This window comes from Nibrella viscosa, assembly GCF_039541875.1.
GTDB lineage: Bacteria > Bacteroidota > Bacteroidia > Cytophagales > Spirosomataceae > Nibrella > Nibrella viscosa.
The window spans coordinates 513,575-528,819 of record NZ_BAABHB010000002.1 but is presented as its reverse complement, the minus strand read 5'-3'; the positions used below and the strand labels follow the sequence as shown (position 1 = coordinate 528,819).

The following is a 15,245-nucleotide window of genomic DNA, read 5'->3' as shown; positions in this document are numbered from 1 at the left end:
GCTGTTAGTTGGCAAGTTGCTGGATCTGACCGGTGGCAAACAACAATTGGATAAAACTGCGCCGGTACTCGACCTGGGTATTGAGGTATTCCTGCTGCACATCGAGCCACGACCGCTGCGCTTCCAGAAAATCGACAATGGTAGTGCCGCCTTTGAGGTAAGCGTACCGGACACTGCTTAAAATCTGGTCGGCCTGCCGCAGAATGCCCGTGTAGCGGGACAGGTTCTGCCGCTGGGTCTGGTAGCTGCGGTAGGCGGTCAGCACCTCGGCCTGCACCTGCTGGTGGGTATATTGCACGACCTGCTCGCGCTGGAGCCGCAGCACTTTGGCCTTCTGGATCTCGCCCTGATTTTTGTTGAAGATGGGCAAAGGCATAGTGCCGTAAAAACCAACGTAAGGTACACTGTTCTGCGGGTTATAAAGTATGCCTAGTTCGGGCTGCGGAACTCGTAACGCTTCCTGTAAACGCGTGTTGCGTTCGGCCACTTCAACGGCCTGCTCGGCTACCCGTACATCGGCCCTACCCCGTTGGGCCAGGGCCAGCAGGGAGTCGGCAGAGCCTGGACTCCAGATGGTCACCTCATCGGTGGCGGCAATCGCCAGGCTATCGGTCGTGTTCAGCAGCCGCTTCAATTGCAGCAACTGGTTTTGGTAGTCCTGCCGTACCGTTTGCGCCCGCAGCCCATACTGGTCGGCCAGAATCTGAGTGCGCAGCAGATCAGTTTGGGTAATCACCTGATTGCGCAGCCGTACCTGATTGATGCTCACCAGCGAATCAACGGTTTGCTGCGCCCGCCCGATCAGGGCCAGGTTCCGCTGGGCACTCCAGGCATCGAGCCACTGATTGGCTACATCGAACAGCAGTTTGCGCTCCGTTTCGGCGTAGCTCCGGCGCGACAGCTCTACCGTTTGCTCCGCCAGCGCTACGGCTTTCTGCCGCTGCCCTGCTACATTGAAGGGTTTGGTCAACTGCCACCACACCTGTCGGTTCTGGGCATTCAGTGCCCGGGTATGTTCCGGAAAATGAGAGGGCTTTGCCAGTTGCAGGGTCTGGTTGTTTAGAGTGGGGTTGGCCCGCAGGCCGGCGGTTACCACATCGGCCTGCGTGGCCTGGATGGTCAGGTGTTCGGCCTGTAAAACAGGATTACGATGCCGGGCTTCGGCCAGGGCTCCGGTCAGTGATATACTTCGGGGCGTCTGGGCATACCCGACCGACACCATACCCCAGAGCAGAACGCCCCAATATCTCCTTGTCATTGCTGTACCCGTAAAAATACCTACCAATGAACGAAATTAAGGAAACGGAATGGGGCATAACGGCCGGGCACCTAACTTTAATGGAAATCTAATTCAGTTAAGATTTGTATAAGAAAGCCCCTAATTTTTGTCTAATAAATTCCTAAGCAACATGGCCCGACCCAGCCCCTGCTTATTGGACCCTTTGCTAACATTTCTGCTGCTGCTGCCCGGTTTTTTCGTTAAGGTGACAATGCTTTTATTATCATATACCCGCAACTATGATTGACACACTCGAATCCTGGTCAAAACGGGACCTGCTGGCCCTGATTATGATATATGCCTCCAACGCCGACCTGACGATTACGGAGGAAGAAAAAACGCTGGTGAAACGAAAAATTGGTTTTGAGCACTATAAAACCGCCAATTCCTTTTTTGAAAGTAACTCCGATTACGAAACTCTGCAGGCCATTATGCAGTTGAAGGACCGCTTCTATCCCGGCGAGCGGGGTAAAGAAGCCATTATGCAGTATCTGGAAGAGTTGTTCGACGCCGACGGCGAGTATTCCAACTACGAGCAGGTATTTCAGCGGTATCTGGGACGCCTGCTCGATTAACAAAAAAGCCGGAATCGCTCCGGCTTTTTTGTTTACATCATCAGGCATTTAACGGCTGCGGGTTTTCTTCGTCCACGTAGCCCTGACTGATCTCCACAATATTTCCTTCCGGGTCTTTGACCCAGGCCGTTTTCCAGCCGGGAATAAACGCATCAAACGCCAGCGGCCCGAGGGTGATCACGGCTTCGTCCCCCATGTCAGCTACTTTAGCGTCGACATCATCGACCTGAAACGCCAGGTGGCGCACACCGGAGTAATGCGGTCCGTCGCCGGCATCGACTTTAGCTGCGGGCCGTTCGGCATCGGCTTTGAACAGCTCCAGGTACACGTTCTGGTCGTTTTTCAGAAAGACAATCTGGTTATCGTCGCCGAGCGGGATAACGCGTCCCCGTCGGAAACCGAAGTGCTTGGTATAAAATTTCTCAATAGCAATGGGGTCTGTGCAGGAAAGGGCAATGTGCGAAAATACGAGGCTTGACATAGTTTTGTAGTGGATGAGGGGTTTATATACTTATTTTTGGCAGTATGGAACTGGTTCCAACGGTTCAGCAGGGATGTTTTGGGATCTTTGCCCATGCGTACCCCGCCCATTTCGTGTACGATAGGAAATCAGCCCCCTAGTTTACAACTTTTTTGGTAGAACTCCGCCATACAGTGTGTATCCGGGGCGGGAAGTCACCACAATAAACTACCAGTTCAATAGATTTCTCAAAACATCCGTACCCGCTTTGGGCTTTACCCGAAGAAACAACAATTCACTCAACGCATGGAAATGGAAACCAAGATTCCTCCTCAACACCAGGAACAGCAACCCGGTCTGGAACACGAAATGACGCCCCGGCCAATTTACATTCGCGACAGCTACAAAGGCTCAGATAAACTCAAAGGGAAAGTAGCCCTCATCACCGGGGGCGACAGCGGTATTGGCCGGGCGGTGGCCGTTCACTTCGCCCGAGAAGGGGCCGACGTAGCCATTGTGTACACGCCCGACGAGCAGAAAGACGCCCGGAAGACAAAAGCCGAAGTGGAAAAAGAAGGCCGGCGCTGCCTCCTGCTGTCCGGCGACCTCCGCGAACCGCAGTTCTGCACCCAGATAGTAGAAGATACCGTGCGGGAGTTGGGTAAGCTTAACATCCTGGTCAACAACGCGGCTGTGCAGTATCCGGAACAGAACTTTGAGGATATTACCGACGAAAACCTGGTGGCTACCTTTGAAACGAACATCCTGGCTATGTTCCGCGTGACCAAAGCGGCCGCAACCCATTTGCAGGAAAACGACTGTATCATTAACACGACCTCCGTAACGGCCTACCGCGGCAGCGAAACCCTCGTCGACTACTCCTCCACGAAAGGAGCCATTACGGCGTTTACACGCTCCCTGTCGGGCAATCTGGCCGAGAAGAAAATACGTGTTAACGGCGTAGCCCCCGGCCCGATCTGGACCCCGCTAATTCCGGCCACCTTCGATGAAGAACGGGTGGCCTCTTTTGGGCAGAACACCCCGCTGAAGCGGCCCGGTCAGCCGGCCGAGGTTGCTCCGGCTTATGTTTTTCTGGCCAGCGAGGATGCGTCCTACATTACCGGTCAGGTAATCCACGTCAACGGGGGCGAGATCATCAACGCATAATCGGTACAAGCTCCAACGCACCCCGGATCTGTCCCTGCGGATGGGTACGGGGTATTTTTCATGTATCAACCCATGATGACTTCTGCCTTTTTCAATACGTCAACTACCTGCCTGTTAAGTAGTTATCAACGAAACTTCGGGTACCGGAAATTTTATTGAATAATAAAACGCATTATCCTTGACACGTATCCATCCGTTTCCAAACTTAGGCAGTCCATAGGCATAATTTTTTTCAACTTAACAGTGTGACACTATGAGACTACAGATTAATGCCGTACACTTCTCGGCCGATCAGAAGCTTCTTGACTTTGTGCAGCGGAAATTGGATAAGCTGGACACGTATTATGATCGGATTACCGGCGCGGAAGTGTTTTTAATGCTGGATGGTGCATCGAGCAACAAGGTGAAAGACAAGGTGGTGGAGGTGAGGCTGAGCATCCCCGGCAAAGAAATTTTCGTATCCGAACAGGACAAATCCTTTGAAGGCGCCACCGACCGACTGGTGGACGTACTGAAAGATAAACTCGTACGCTTTAAACAAAAACGAAACGGACATTCCAGCCAGGAAATCGTAGAGGCCAAAGCCCAGATGCGAGCCGAAGCCGTAGAACCCGAAGAGTTATAATCTTACCGGCCTGGAAGCAAAAAGCCGCCCCATTCCGGGTCGGCTTTTTGCTTTATATTCTTCCGTGCCGGCCGACTTACGCCAGCCCGAACGCTTCTTTAATCGTATCGACGTAATCGAGTTTTTCCCAGGTAAAAAGCTCTACCTCTACTTCTTTGGTCTGGCCGTTGGTACCGAATACCTTCTTCACCACCTGATTCTGCCGGCCCATATGCCCGTAAGCGGCCGTTTCGGAGTAAATCGGGTTGCGCAGCTTCAGCCGCTGCTCAATAGCGTACGGACGCATGTCAAAGATCTCTTCGATCTTTTTGGCAATTTCGCCGTCGTTCATATCCACCTTAGCGGAGCCGTAGGTATCAATGAACAACCCGCAGGGTTTGGCTACCCCGATGGCGTAGGATACCTGCACCAGCACCTGATCGCACAGGCCGGCCGCCACCAAGTTTTTGGCAATATGGCGGGTAGCGTAAGCCGCCGAACGGTCTACTTTCGAAGGATCTTTTCCGGAGAATGCACCACCGCCGTGGGCACCCTTGCCGCCGTAGGTATCTACAATGATCTTACGGCCGGTCAGCCCGGTATCGCCGTGCGGACCACCAATCACAAACTTACCGGTCGGGTTGATGTAGTACGTAATATCACCGGTAAACAGAGCCTGTAGTTCGGGCTTCAGTTTGGCTTTGACCCTGGGCAGCACAATGTTGATGACATCGGTCCGAATAGTCTCCAGCATCGTGGCATCCGAGCCGAAATCGTCGTGCTGCGTTGAGACGACAATGGTATCAATGCGGATGGGCTTGTGATCGTCGCTGTACTCGATGGTCACCTGCGATTTGGCATCGGGGCGCAGGTAGGTCATCAGGTCTGTTTCGTGATTCCGGATGTACGACAGCTCCTGCAGGATCTTGTGGGCCAGATCCAGTGGCAGCGGCATGTAGTTTTCGGTCTCGTTGGTGGCATAACCAAACATCATGCCCTGATCGCCGGCACCCTGCTCTTCGGGGTTCGACCGCTCGACGCCCTGGTTGATGTCGGGCGACTGCTCGTGGATAGCCGACAGAATGCCGCAGGAGTTGGCTTCGAACATATACTCGCTCTTGGTGTAGCCAATCCGGCGAATCACCTCGCGGGCAATTTTCTGCACATCCAGGTAGGTAGTGGTTTTTACCTCACCGGCCAGCACCACCTGACCCGTCGTCACCAACGTTTCGCAGGCTACTTTACTGGTGGGATCATACGCCAGAAAATGGTCAATCAGCGCATCAGATATCTGATCGGCAACTTTATCGGGGTGTCCTTCGGAAACTGATTCGGACGTGAATAGGTACGGCATCGATACTATGTTCTGCTTTGTTTCGAGCGACAAAGCTAACGGATATTTGGGAGAGGGCAAAACCAGTTAGATAGTCTAAATCAAACTCAGCACCCGCTTCCGGAACACATCCAGCGCTGCGACGGTAAATTGGCCGAGCGGAACAGTAGACATGATTTTGAGTTCTTCCTGAAAGGTAGTGTCTTCGTCGAGAAAAGCCAGTACCTGAGCAGGCTCATTCCGGCGGAATAATTGGGCAAACACTTCGCTGCCGGGGTACCGGTGGTTGGCCAGCACATTCAGCAAAATACTATCGTATAGCCGGTGCCGACGCCGAAACAGGCTTCGCTTTTTCAGCGGCTTGCCAATGGTGAGCAGGTTGCCGACAATCTCCTGCGTAAAGCGCTGGGTACGCACAAACGTGTAACCGGTGGATGCTTTGGTATAACCGCCCGCCGTACCGATTCGGATGATCCGTTTGCCCACGCGCTCGGGCGTAGGCTCATCCGTCATCGGAATGACCCCAAACTCTTCGTGGAGAATGGTGTACCCGGTCAGTCCTATCGTATGCTGAAGATAGTGTGTAAGCTGGTCGACATACGCTTCGGGCGGCAGTAGCTTATCTGAAAACAAGGTGTATTCGACCAGCGCCCTGGTTGGGCTCAGCGGCAGAATGTAGAAGAACCGGGAGTCGTTGTCCTGAAATACCCGGAAGTCCATCAGCGTGGCCCGGTTTACATCAAACACCGGTTGGTCGGTCTCTATTTCCCAGCCTTTGAAATGCTGCAGCAGGTTATGCCGGTGCGGATCGGTCAGCTTCAGCGTATAGGTACTGTCGAACACATAATCGGCGATATAGGTAGTGGCCTCGTCGCCGGCAATAACAAACGCTCCCTGCGGGGTATTGGTAATCCGGTGAATGGTCTGCGCCACAAACTCAATGTTGGGGTTCTGCAGCAAATCAGTCAGCACAAAGGTGTAAAAATCGATACCCCGGATCATCTTGTACCAGTAGTCGCCGAGGTGCAGCTGCGCCGAAAAAGTGGGTTCGTAGAAATCGACCACCTGCCATTTGCGGTAGACAATGGCTTCAAACGGATTCCGCTCACCACGCTCCCAAAAACACCAGGTCCGGTCGTTGGTCTTTTTTTCTGCTTTGTCAATAATCAGAATCGATTTATTCCGGAGAACGGACTGGTTAAGGTAATACGCTAAACTCAGGCCCGCCATTCCGCCCCCGGCAATGATGAAGTCGTATCGGCGCATGAAGGTGGTTTTCTCAAATATAAAGACGCAGCCTTTAACAAAAAAGCGGCCGACACTATGCCAACCGCTTCCGGAACCCTGTGGTTCAAAATGACTTTAGAAGACGTGGCGCTCGGCATGGTACGATGATCGCACCAGCGGCCCCGACTCTACGTACTTCAGCCCACGCTGCAGTCCTTCTTCTTTGTACAAGGCGAAGGTCTCCGGATGAATCCACTCTATTACCTCGTGGTGCATTTTGGTAGGTTGCAGGTACTGGCCCAGCGTCAGAATATCGAGGCCGTGCGCCACCAGATCGTCAATGGCTTTCAGCACTTCGTCTTTGGTTTCGCCCAGGCCCAGCATAATACCCGATTTGGTGCGCTTGCCAAAGTCTTTGGTCCGCTGAATCTGCTCCAGGCTCCGCTCGTACCGGGCCTGTGGCCGCACCCGACGGTACAGCCGCTCTACCGTTTCCATATTATGCGAAACCACCTCCTGCCCCGCCGAGATCATGCGGATCAGGGCATCCCAGTTGCCTTTCACATCGGGAATCAGCGTCTCAATCGTAGTTTCGGGCGACACTTCCTTAATGGCCCGCACGGTCTGGTACCAGATGTCGGCACCCCGGTCTTTCAGCTCATCGCGGTTTACGGAGGTCAGTACCGCGTGCTTTACTTTCATGAGCACAATGGCCTCGGCCACACGCCGGGGCTCGTCGGTATCATATTCGTTGGGGCGGCCGGTGGCTACGGCGCAGAAGGTACAGCTCCGGGTACAGACATTGCCCAGGATCATGAACGTAGCGGTGCCGGCACCCCAGCACTCACCCATGTTGGGGCAGTTGCCGCTCTCGCAGATGGTATGCAGTTTATAGGTATCGACCAGTTTACGAACCTTAGCGTATTCCGGCCCGATGGGCAGTTTAACCCGCAGCCAGTCCGGACGCTTTTTCTTCCGTTCTGTTTCGGAGGGTATTACGGGGAGTTCAATCATGACAAACTCGTTCTCTTTCCTCTAAAATCAATTTTCCGGCGGTAAAGTTCGGTAAAAAGACGATAGACAAAAGACGTTGGACGTCAGACTTTTTGCTCAGCAAATTTGAGGTCTAACGTCCAACGTCTTTTGTCTGATGGCTTAAACCTACTTCTTGGTGCCGAAAAACAGCGTGGCATAGCCGGAGGTGAAGAAGCTGCGGTTGGTGGTGTTGGGGATGATAACGATTTCTTTGGGGAAGGCTTCGGCCAATACGCCGATCTCGACGCCGGTGGTGTTGTTGCGGAAGGCGCTCAGCTCGAAGCTGACGGCGGCTTTGACGTTGACGCCTACCGTGAGCTGCGACTGCCCAAATCCCTGAAAGAAGCCACCCGAACCGATAATGTTTTCGGTGGGCGAACTGGCCAGCGCCGGCCGATATGGAATGTTGCGGGTCTGGTTACCGTAGGATACCTGCACGTAATAGGGCTTGATAATGCCGATTGACGGCCCGGCCGCCAGAATAGCGTTAATGGCTATACCTTCGTCGGCATTCCGCCGAAACAGCGTAATTTCCCGACCGTACTGCGGCCGCACCACAAACAGGTAGTTCTGCTTGCCGTAAATATAGCGGGAACCGGAAATAGGCGTCTGCGCCTGAATTTCTTTCGGGTGTTTCACATTTACGACCTCCAGGCTTAGGTACCGGAACTGTTTTTTGCCAAACAGCGTACCCGATAGTAATTTGGCCTGCCGGAACGCAAAGCCGCCCAAAATACCGGAATTGGTATTGGTGGTTACCCCATAGGTAGTCACCGAAGAATAGTTATCTTCGTCCGAGTCGGTCATCTGCGCTTTGGTACTGCCGAACAACAGCAGCCAAAGACCGGCCGAAACCCATAGAACTTTATGTAGAGATTTCATGATAGAAGTAGGATCGTGGACTAAAAATACAACATTACCGGCAAAAATCAAGACCTTACCTGCACCCTACTGGCTTAACTAACAGGTAATTTTTATGTTTGAATATTCAGAAAACTTAATTCACTGATTTCATGGCAACAATTCACACGGTATACCAGGGCGATCTGCGCACCGAGGCCACTCACCTGCAATCCGGCACCGTTATCAACACCGACGCCCCTACCGACAACAACGGCCGGGGTGAAGCCTTCTCCCCCACCGACCTGGTAGCCGGCGCACTGGGCAGTTGTATGATGACCATCATGGGCATCCGCGCCCGGCGCGAGGGCATTGACCTCACCGGCAGCGAGATGGCTATTACCAAAATCATGACCACCGAAGGACCCCGCAAAATTGCCCGCATTGAGATAAACTTAACGATGCTGACCCCCGAAGAATTGCCATCCGAGAAAAAAGCTGAGCTGGAACAGGCCGCTCATACCTGCCCGGTGGCCCTTACCCTGCACCCCGATGTGCAGCAGGTACTCCGGTTTGAGTGGAAGGTGGCGGAGCAAGTCGATTAGTTGGGCCGTTGGCTGGTTTGGCCAGCTCTGTTCGGGTATTGACGTGCATATGGCAACTCCAACTCATTCTGATGCTCAGGTTACTCAACCGGCAGCAACTCCTCAACTTTTTTTTGTGGCGCTACTGCCCGACGAGGCCATTCAGCAGGAAGTGACGGTGTTTAAGCGGGCGGCTGCCGAGCAATTCGGCAGCCGCCATGCCCTGAAATCGCCCCCGCACATCACCATCGTCCCGCCGTTCAAACTGGCCAACGACAAAATAACGGCTCTTCAGGAGGCACTGACAACAGCCGCTTCTCAACTATTTCCTTTTTCGATTCACCTGCACAATTTCGATCATTTTGGGCAACGGGTTATTTTCGTGAATGTCAAAACGGATGAGTCATTACAACACTGCTACCAGGTTACAACCGAAGTATTTCATCAGCAGCTCGGTCTCAAACCAGACCCCCGCCCGTTTCACGCCCATATGACCGTCGCCTTCAAAGACCTGCACCGCAGCGCCTTCCCCGACGCCTGGGCCTACTTCTCGCAGCAACCCTACGACCGCACCTTCACCGCCCACACCCTCACCCTGCTGAAGCATACCAGGCAGCGGTGGGAACCCTTCGGGAGTTATGAGTTATGAGTTGGCTGACGCATACTTTTTTAACTCTTCACCGCCGGGCGGCCCCAACTTAACTAAAAAAGCAGGCCAACAAGATCGGCCTGCTTTATACACCCACAACACACAATCAACCTTCTACTTTGCAGCACGAAGTTGATGTTTCACTACCTGTAGTGCGTGTTCCAGCACAGTAGCTTTATTGGCTCTAAGGTCTTTAATGGTCGGACTAACCAGGCTATTGGGCTGAATGCCTTTGTCTACCCATTTGCCCATCGGAAAGTCTTTGTTGGTAAAGCGCGCCAGAATATCTCAGCCGTTCTGGCTGTTGCCGCCCCCGTTCTGCCGACTATCCAGGATAACGGCTTTGGCTTTTTTCAACTGGGGGTATATGGAATCGAATTTGGTAGTGATACTCCGGTCATCGAAGTAGTTGAGGGAAACGTAGGCGATCTGGTTATCGTACCAGCGTAATTCAAAATCGCGGCCGTTGCCCATTGCGTTCTCCCTCATCTGGCTGGTGTTCCGGTTAGGCAGAGTGCGGGTGAAGGCCTTGCCGCTGCCGTCGGTGAAGGTGAGCCGCACCGAGGCTGATTTGTTGCCCAGCAGAAAGGCGTAATCGTAGCTGAACATCCGGCGGTTCTGCTGAAACGGCGTATGACAGGCCGGGCTGTTAAAACGCACCACCTGCTGGTCAAGCTGTTCGGTCGTGGGGCGAGCGGTCGTTTGTGCCTGGACGACGGTTGCTGCACAAACGGCCGCTGCGATAACAGAAGATATAATAAGCGTTTTCATGGGTGTGGATAGGTTGAGTCTTGCTCTGTGATGACACAAAGCTACCATACCGGCTCCCGCCGGACTAACTATATATCACCGAACCGGCATTTCAGCCCGAAGAACGACCGAAGACAGCCGATGAAAGCAATTTTAAGAAATTAGTTCTCCGGGCTGAAATGCCGGGTAGCGCGCATTAACAAAGCGAAAACCTTTGGGCTAACCATGAAAAAAGTTTACTTTGTGGAGATGACCTCTTTTGGTCCGCTAACCCAACTAGCTATCTGACGTAAGAACCTACTATGAAGAAACTGAACACCCAATGGACGGGTCTGCTGGCGTTGACGCTGATGGCCCCCATCGCCCTGGCTCAACCCAAAGTCACCAAAGACCAGGAAAGTGTACTAGCCGGCCTGGAGAGTAAGTCGGCACACTACGGCGCTATGTCTAAACAGATCTGGGATTATGCCGAAGTAGGCTATCAGGAATACAAAAGCTCGGCCTTGCTGCAGGAGGAGCTAAAAAAAGAAGGCTTTACGGTGCAGGCCGGCGTAGCGGGAATTCCCACCGCCTTTGTGGCTACCTACGGCAGCGGCAAGCCGGTTGTCGGCATCCTGGCCGAATACGACGCCTTACCCGGCATCACCCAGGATGCGGTTCCGGAACGGAAACCGCTGGACAGCAAAAAGGCGGGCCATGCCTGCGGACACCACCTGTTCGGAACGGGTTCGGTAGCCTCGGCCATCGCCGTAAAGAACTGGCTGCAAAAGAGCGGCAAGGCCGGCACCATTAAACTTTACGGCACCCCCGCCGAAGAAGGTGGTTCGGGCAAAGTGTATCTGGTGCGCGAAGGGCTGTTTACCGGCACCGACGTGGTGCTGCACTGGCATCCCGGCGACAGCAACGGGGCCGACCCCGCTACCTCCCTGGCTAATATCTCCGCTAAATTCCGGTTCCGGGGCGTATCGGCCCACGCGGCTGCAGCCCCCGAACGCGGCCGCTCGGCCCTGGACGGCGTCGAAGCGATGAACTACATGGTGAACATGATGCGGGAGCATATCCCGTCTGATACGCGGGTGCATTATGTAATCACCAAAGGCGGTGAAGCGCCGAATGTGGTGCCCGACTTTGCCGAAGTGTACTACTACGCCCGAAACAAAAACCGAGAGGTGCTGCAGGATGTCTGGAAGCGCATTGTGAAAGCGGCCGAAGGTGCCGCGCTGGGCACCGATACCAAAATGGAAATGGAGATAATCGGGGGCGTCTACAATGTACTGCCGCTGGAATCGCTGTCGCGGGTCATGCACAAAAACCTGAGTATGGTGGGCGGGGTAACTTACACGGACGAAGAAATCCGGTTTGCCGAAAAGATCGGAGAATCGTTCGGTGCCACCTTCGGGTCTATTCGTAAGCCCACCGATGCGGCTAAAGTCGGCGCATTTTCGATGGATAACTCCGGCAGCGGTGGGTCTACCGATGTGGGCGACGTAAGCTGGGCCGTACCAACCGTAGGTATGCGGGCCGCCACCTGGGTGCCGGGCACGGCCGCGCATAGCTGGCAGGCAGTAGCCGCCGGTGGTACCAGCATCGGCGTTAAAGGCATGATGGTAGCCGCTAAAACGCTTACGCTTACGGCTATGGATCTGTTCAATGACCCGGCCCTGATCGCAAAAGCCCGCACGGAGTGGGAGGATCTGCGGGGTAAAGACTTCAAATACGAAGCACTACTGGGACCACGGAAACCGGCGCTGGATTACCGGAAGTAACTGGATTTCGGATTTTCGTTCTGCCGATGCAACGGCCGCGTCGGCAGAACGAAGATTATTTTTCCCTGTACAAGGCTCTTTACTTCTCCTGCAAAGCCTCCAAGGCGGCCGCCAGATACACCATCGGGGCGTTCCAGTTTATGGCGATTTCATTGGATGCATAGGAGCAACTGTCGTCGATAAACATCTCATCGGCAGACGTGGCGGTGTAGCCGGGGCATTTATCCTGCCGGGGTGCGTTCCCGTTAGGCCCGCCGGACAGCAGTCCCGGCACCGGCGAGGTAATACCATCGGCGACAGATGGACGGTGATGCGGATTCATCACGGGCTTATCGCCAAAACCGGTCAGGAACGAGTAGCCGGTGGCATTGCGGCCCAGCAGGTAATCCAGATTGGCCAGAGCGTAGTTCAGGTACGTTTTATCCTTCGTCAGCCGGTACGCCTGAATCAGCGCAATGCCCTGGTTGGCGGCCACGGCACTACTGCCCCAGATATAATCGCCGGCGGCTTTACCCATTACCGTCTGATACGTCTGCCGGTCGGCACCCTGGATCAGGTTATCGGCAAATTGGATGAGCCGCTGTTTTAGCTGCGGCAGATCTTTTTTACCGGCCGGGGTTAGGTCGTTACCGAACCGGGCCAGGGTATAATACGCCAGCGTACGCACCTGATTCCACGACGGCAGGGGTGTTTTATCATCCGGATACAGGTTTACGGCGGTGTAATAGGCCTCGTCTTTTGTGGTTACGTACAGTTCGGCGGCTGCCCATATCCACTCGTCGCTCGCATTATTGTCGCCGTAGGTACCGGTGCTCACATCCGGATCAAACTGCTTGTTCATTTCCTCCTGACGGTACAACTTATCCGGATTCTTTTTCGCCCACTCCCACGCTCTAACGGCCGCCGTCCGACACGAATCGACCAAACCGGGCAGTTCCTTGCTAAACGGCTTGAAGACCCTGGCCGACTGCGCCATTACGGCCGCAAAGTCCAGCGCAGCCGTTACGCTCTTCTGCACTACGTACCGGTCCTTTACGGCCTTGTCGGGCATCACCATCCCGTCGAAACCGGCATTAGTCAGCTTGTGGTACACGCCCCCGTCGGTGGGGTCCTGCATGGTCAGCATCCAGCGCAGATTCCACAGTGTTTCATCGAGCAGATCAGGCACCTTGTTGCCGCTCTCCGGAATATTGATCTCGAAGTTTTTGAAGTAAGCCGGAAAGTCTTCGTAGAGCGACAGCAGCGTGCCGACCGTAATGCCTGAGTTGACGATATACTTGTTGTAATCACCGGCATCGTACCACCCACGGGGCGACGAAATCACCGAACCCGCCGGCCGATTGGCATCAGCCGCCGAGGGATGAATCAGCACGCGGGTATCCGGATGCCCGGCCGGCCTGGCCCACTGCCCGGCATATTTGGCAGGTAAGTCCGTAGACACCCGCTGGTAATAAAATCCTTTCAGCGAACCAATAGCCACCGCCCGATGCACGTTGTTGCGGATCTCGAACGGGTACGACTTGCCGGTACCGGGTACCACCAGCACGTACGTACCATTCGTTTTGAAGCCAGTGAAATCGGCCAGGCGGGTGGTTTTGCCGGAAGTCGTATTCTGCCGCTGTTCGCTTAAATTGCCGGTATACACCCTCTTTTTCCCATCGGGCGTCGTCAGTTGAAATGTTCCGGCATCGGCACCCACGACCACCGCCACTTTGGGCGCGTTGGGATAAAAGCCGACCTGGTTGAGCCGGATGGCTTCAGACAGAGCCTGACCATGAACCAGCGTTGCGCCACTTAGCCATAAACCGGCCAGTACGTGACCGGCGGAAACGACCACTTCTCGTGTATTCATCAAATTAAAACAGGGTTGACCTGGGTTAAGGAGGAGTTGCTTGTTTTCTTTGCAAAAGTAGCGCATGACGCGTTACGCTGTTTAACCACCTGTTTTTATTTCAATGCTCGATTTTCGTCTGCAGGTTTTTTACACCGTAGCCAAACGGCTTAGCTTCACCAAAGCCGCAGCCGAACTCTTTGTTACACAACCCGCGGTCACCAAGCACATCCACGAACTGGAGCAGCAGTTCGGTACTACCTTATTTGAGCGCTTAGGCAACCAGATCCGCCTGACACCGGCCGGCGAAATTGCCCTGCGGCACGCCGAAACCATTCTGGGCAACTACCGCCAGTTGCAATACGATCTGAGTGTGCTGAAAGGGCAGCACTCCGGCACCCTCCGGCTGGGAGCCAGCACCACGGTAGCACAGTACGTGATTCCGCCCATTCTGGCCCGGTTTCACGAGCGCTATGCCGATGTAAAGATCTCGCTGGTGAGCGGAAACACCCAGCAGATTGAACAGGCGCTGCTGAACCACGATATTGAGCTGGGCATTGTGGAAGGTCGTACGCACCTGCACGAACTCCGCTATACGCCGTTTGTGCGCGACGAAATCGTGCTCATCAGCCATATCGATCATCCCCTGGCCCAGCGCGACGAGATTACGGTAGACGAACTCAAAAGCCAGCCGCTGGTGCTGCGTGAACGGGGCTCCGGTACGCTCGAAGTGATTGAACACGCGCTGCGCCAGATCGGCGTGAAGCTGAGCGACATTACAGTAGAGATGTACCTGGGCAGCACCGAAAGCATCAAATCGTACCTGACCCACTCCCGTTGCCTGGCGTTCATCTCTATCTACGCCGTCGAAAACGAACTCCAGGCCGGCACCTTCCGCGTGCTGGACGTGAAAGGCCTGACCATCCAGCGCGACTTCTACACCATCCAGCGGCAGGGCGCCACCGAGCGCCTGGCCGAAACCTTCCTGAACTTCGCTGAACGGCAGCGCCCGTAGAGCGCATCGGCGCACCGATCCGTTGTACTATAACCAATCGGAATACGGCATAATAAATTGTAATTAGTCCCCCTAGCCGGGCAGGGCTACTTTTGCCCCATAAACCATACCGGAACGGAATCTGTATCAC

At 54.3% G+C, this 15,245-nt stretch carries 15 protein-coding genes; 7 read left to right on the top strand and 8 right to left on the bottom strand.

The features are described 5' to 3' along the window. Window positions 1-4: 4 nt before the first annotated feature. Complete coding sequence (locus ABD931_RS06770; RefSeq protein WP_345265265.1) at window positions 5-1,258, bottom strand: TolC family protein; 1,254 nt, start codon at window positions 1,256-1,258, stop codon at window positions 5-7. 260 nt (window positions 1,259-1,518) lie between these two features. On the opposite strand from ABD931_RS06770, the gene ABD931_RS06765 reads away from it, so the two are divergent. After that, window positions 1,519-1,854: a tellurite resistance TerB family protein gene (locus tag ABD931_RS06765; protein ID WP_345265263.1), complete on the top strand. Its 336-nt coding sequence runs from the start codon at window positions 1,519-1,521 to the stop codon at window positions 1,852-1,854. A gap of 40 nt (window positions 1,855-1,894) precedes the next feature. On the opposite strand, the gene ABD931_RS06760 is transcribed toward ABD931_RS06765, so the two are convergent. Then, window positions 1,895-2,335 carry a VOC family protein gene (locus ABD931_RS06760; protein WP_345265261.1) on the bottom strand — a complete coding sequence of 147 codons (441 nt, stop codon included), beginning with the start codon at window positions 2,333-2,335 and terminating at the stop codon, window positions 1,895-1,897. Between the two features lie 234 nt (window positions 2,336-2,569). Here ABD931_RS06760 and ABD931_RS06755 point away from each other — a divergent pair, with 234 nt between their 5' ends. Both ABD931_RS06755 and hpf read left to right on the top strand, forming a co-directional pair. After that, entirely contained in the window at window positions 2,570-3,481 is a 912-nt protein-coding gene (locus ABD931_RS06755) for an SDR family oxidoreductase (protein WP_345265974.1), read from the top strand. 253 nt (window positions 3,482-3,734) lie between these two features. Further along, on the top strand, window positions 3,735-4,106 hold the full coding sequence (gene hpf / locus ABD931_RS06750; RefSeq protein ID WP_345265259.1) for a ribosome hibernation-promoting factor, HPF/YfiA family: 372 nt from the start codon (window positions 3,735-3,737) through the stop codon (window positions 4,104-4,106). Between the two features lie 76 nt (window positions 4,107-4,182). On the opposite strand, the gene metK is transcribed toward hpf, so the two are convergent. From metK to ABD931_RS06730, 4 genes are all read right to left on the bottom strand, one after another. After that, window positions 4,183-5,439: a methionine adenosyltransferase gene (gene metK / locus ABD931_RS06745; protein ID WP_345265257.1), complete on the bottom strand. Its 1,257-nt coding sequence runs from the start codon at window positions 5,437-5,439 to the stop codon at window positions 4,183-4,185. Between the two features lie 75 nt (window positions 5,440-5,514). Continuing rightward, window positions 5,515-6,684 carry a lycopene cyclase family protein gene (locus tag ABD931_RS06740; protein WP_345265255.1) on the bottom strand — a complete coding sequence of 390 codons (1,170 nt, stop codon included), beginning with the start codon at window positions 6,682-6,684 and terminating at the stop codon, window positions 5,515-5,517. A 96-nt stretch (window positions 6,685-6,780) separates the two neighbouring features. Continuing rightward, on the bottom strand, window positions 6,781-7,659 hold the full coding sequence (lipA, locus tag ABD931_RS06735) for a lipoyl synthase (protein ID WP_345265253.1): 879 nt from the start codon (window positions 7,657-7,659) through the stop codon (window positions 6,781-6,783). A 147-nt stretch (window positions 7,660-7,806) separates the two neighbouring features. Beyond that, window positions 7,807-8,562, bottom strand: a complete 756-nt coding sequence (locus tag ABD931_RS06730) for a hypothetical protein (RefSeq protein ID WP_345265251.1) — start codon at window positions 8,560-8,562, stop codon at window positions 7,807-7,809. Between the two features lie 131 nt (window positions 8,563-8,693). On the opposite strand from ABD931_RS06730, the gene ABD931_RS06725 reads away from it, so the two are divergent. Beyond that, the gene (locus ABD931_RS06725; RefSeq protein ID WP_345265249.1) at window positions 8,694-9,125 is read left to right on the top strand and encodes an OsmC family protein; all 432 of its coding nucleotides are present in this window, start codon (window positions 8,694-8,696) and stop codon (window positions 9,123-9,125) included. Between the two features lie 115 nt (window positions 9,126-9,240). Next, complete coding sequence (locus tag ABD931_RS06720; RefSeq protein ID WP_345265247.1) at window positions 9,241-9,753, top strand: 2'-5' RNA ligase family protein; 513 nt, start codon at window positions 9,241-9,243, stop codon at window positions 9,751-9,753. Window positions 9,754-10,041: 288 nt separating this feature from the next. Here the strand turns inward: ABD931_RS06720 and ABD931_RS06715 are convergent, their stop codons facing one another. Further along, window positions 10,042-10,524, bottom strand: coding sequence for a S41 family peptidase (locus tag ABD931_RS06715; RefSeq protein ID WP_345265245.1), 483 nt, complete (start codon window positions 10,522-10,524; stop codon window positions 10,042-10,044). Window positions 10,525-10,805: 281 nt separating this feature from the next. Between ABD931_RS06715 and ABD931_RS06710 the strand changes: the two genes are divergently transcribed. Next, window positions 10,806-12,269, top strand: a complete 1,464-nt coding sequence (locus tag ABD931_RS06710; RefSeq protein ID WP_370469309.1) for an amidohydrolase — start codon at window positions 10,806-10,808, stop codon at window positions 12,267-12,269. 79 nt (window positions 12,270-12,348) lie between these two features. Here the strand turns inward: ABD931_RS06710 and ABD931_RS06705 are convergent, their stop codons facing one another. Continuing rightward, window positions 12,349-14,121: a glycoside hydrolase family 9 protein gene (locus ABD931_RS06705; RefSeq protein ID WP_345265243.1), complete on the bottom strand. Its 1,773-nt coding sequence runs from the start codon at window positions 14,119-14,121 to the stop codon at window positions 12,349-12,351. A gap of 103 nt (window positions 14,122-14,224) precedes the next feature. Between ABD931_RS06705 and ABD931_RS06700 the strand changes: the two genes are divergently transcribed. Continuing rightward, on the top strand, window positions 14,225-15,115 hold the full coding sequence (locus ABD931_RS06700; RefSeq protein WP_345265241.1) for a LysR family transcriptional regulator: 891 nt from the start codon (window positions 14,225-14,227) through the stop codon (window positions 15,113-15,115). The last annotated feature ends 130 nt before the right edge of the window (window positions 15,116-15,245 follow it).

Coding starts and splice junctions, on each gene's coding strand:
- ABD931_RS06770 (WP_345265265.1), bottom strand. CDS start 1,258: ATGACAAGGAGATATTGGGGCGTTCTGCTCTGGGGTATGGTGTCGGTC.
- ABD931_RS06765 (WP_345265263.1), top strand. CDS start 1,519: ATGATTGACACACTCGAATCCTGGTCAAAACGGGACCTGCTGGCCCTG.
- ABD931_RS06760 (WP_345265261.1), bottom strand. CDS start 2,335: ATGTCAAGCCTCGTATTTTCGCACATTGCCCTTTCCTGCACAGACCCC.
- hpf (WP_345265259.1), top strand. CDS start 3,735: ATGAGACTACAGATTAATGCCGTACACTTCTCGGCCGATCAGAAGCTT.
- metK (WP_345265257.1), bottom strand. CDS start 5,439: ATGCCGTACCTATTCACGTCCGAATCAGTTTCCGAAGGACACCCCGAT.
- ABD931_RS06740 (WP_345265255.1), bottom strand. CDS start 6,684: ATGCGCCGATACGACTTCATCATTGCCGGGGGCGGAATGGCGGGCCTG.
- lipA (WP_345265253.1), bottom strand. CDS start 7,659: ATGATTGAACTCCCCGTAATACCCTCCGAAACAGAACGGAAGAAAAAG.
- ABD931_RS06730 (WP_345265251.1), bottom strand. CDS start 8,562: ATGAAATCTCTACATAAAGTTCTATGGGTTTCGGCCGGTCTTTGGCTG.
- ABD931_RS06725 (WP_345265249.1), top strand. CDS start 8,694: ATGGCAACAATTCACACGGTATACCAGGGCGATCTGCGCACCGAGGCC.
- ABD931_RS06715 (WP_345265245.1), bottom strand. CDS start 10,524: ATGAAAACGCTTATTATATCTTCTGTTATCGCAGCGGCCGTTTGTGCA.
- ABD931_RS06710 (WP_370469309.1), top strand. CDS start 10,806: ATGAAGAAACTGAACACCCAATGGACGGGTCTGCTGGCGTTGACGCTG.
- ABD931_RS06705 (WP_345265243.1), bottom strand. CDS start 14,121: ATGAATACACGAGAAGTGGTCGTTTCCGCCGGTCACGTACTGGCCGGT.
- ABD931_RS06700 (WP_345265241.1), top strand. CDS start 14,225: ATGCTCGATTTTCGTCTGCAGGTTTTTTACACCGTAGCCAAACGGCTT.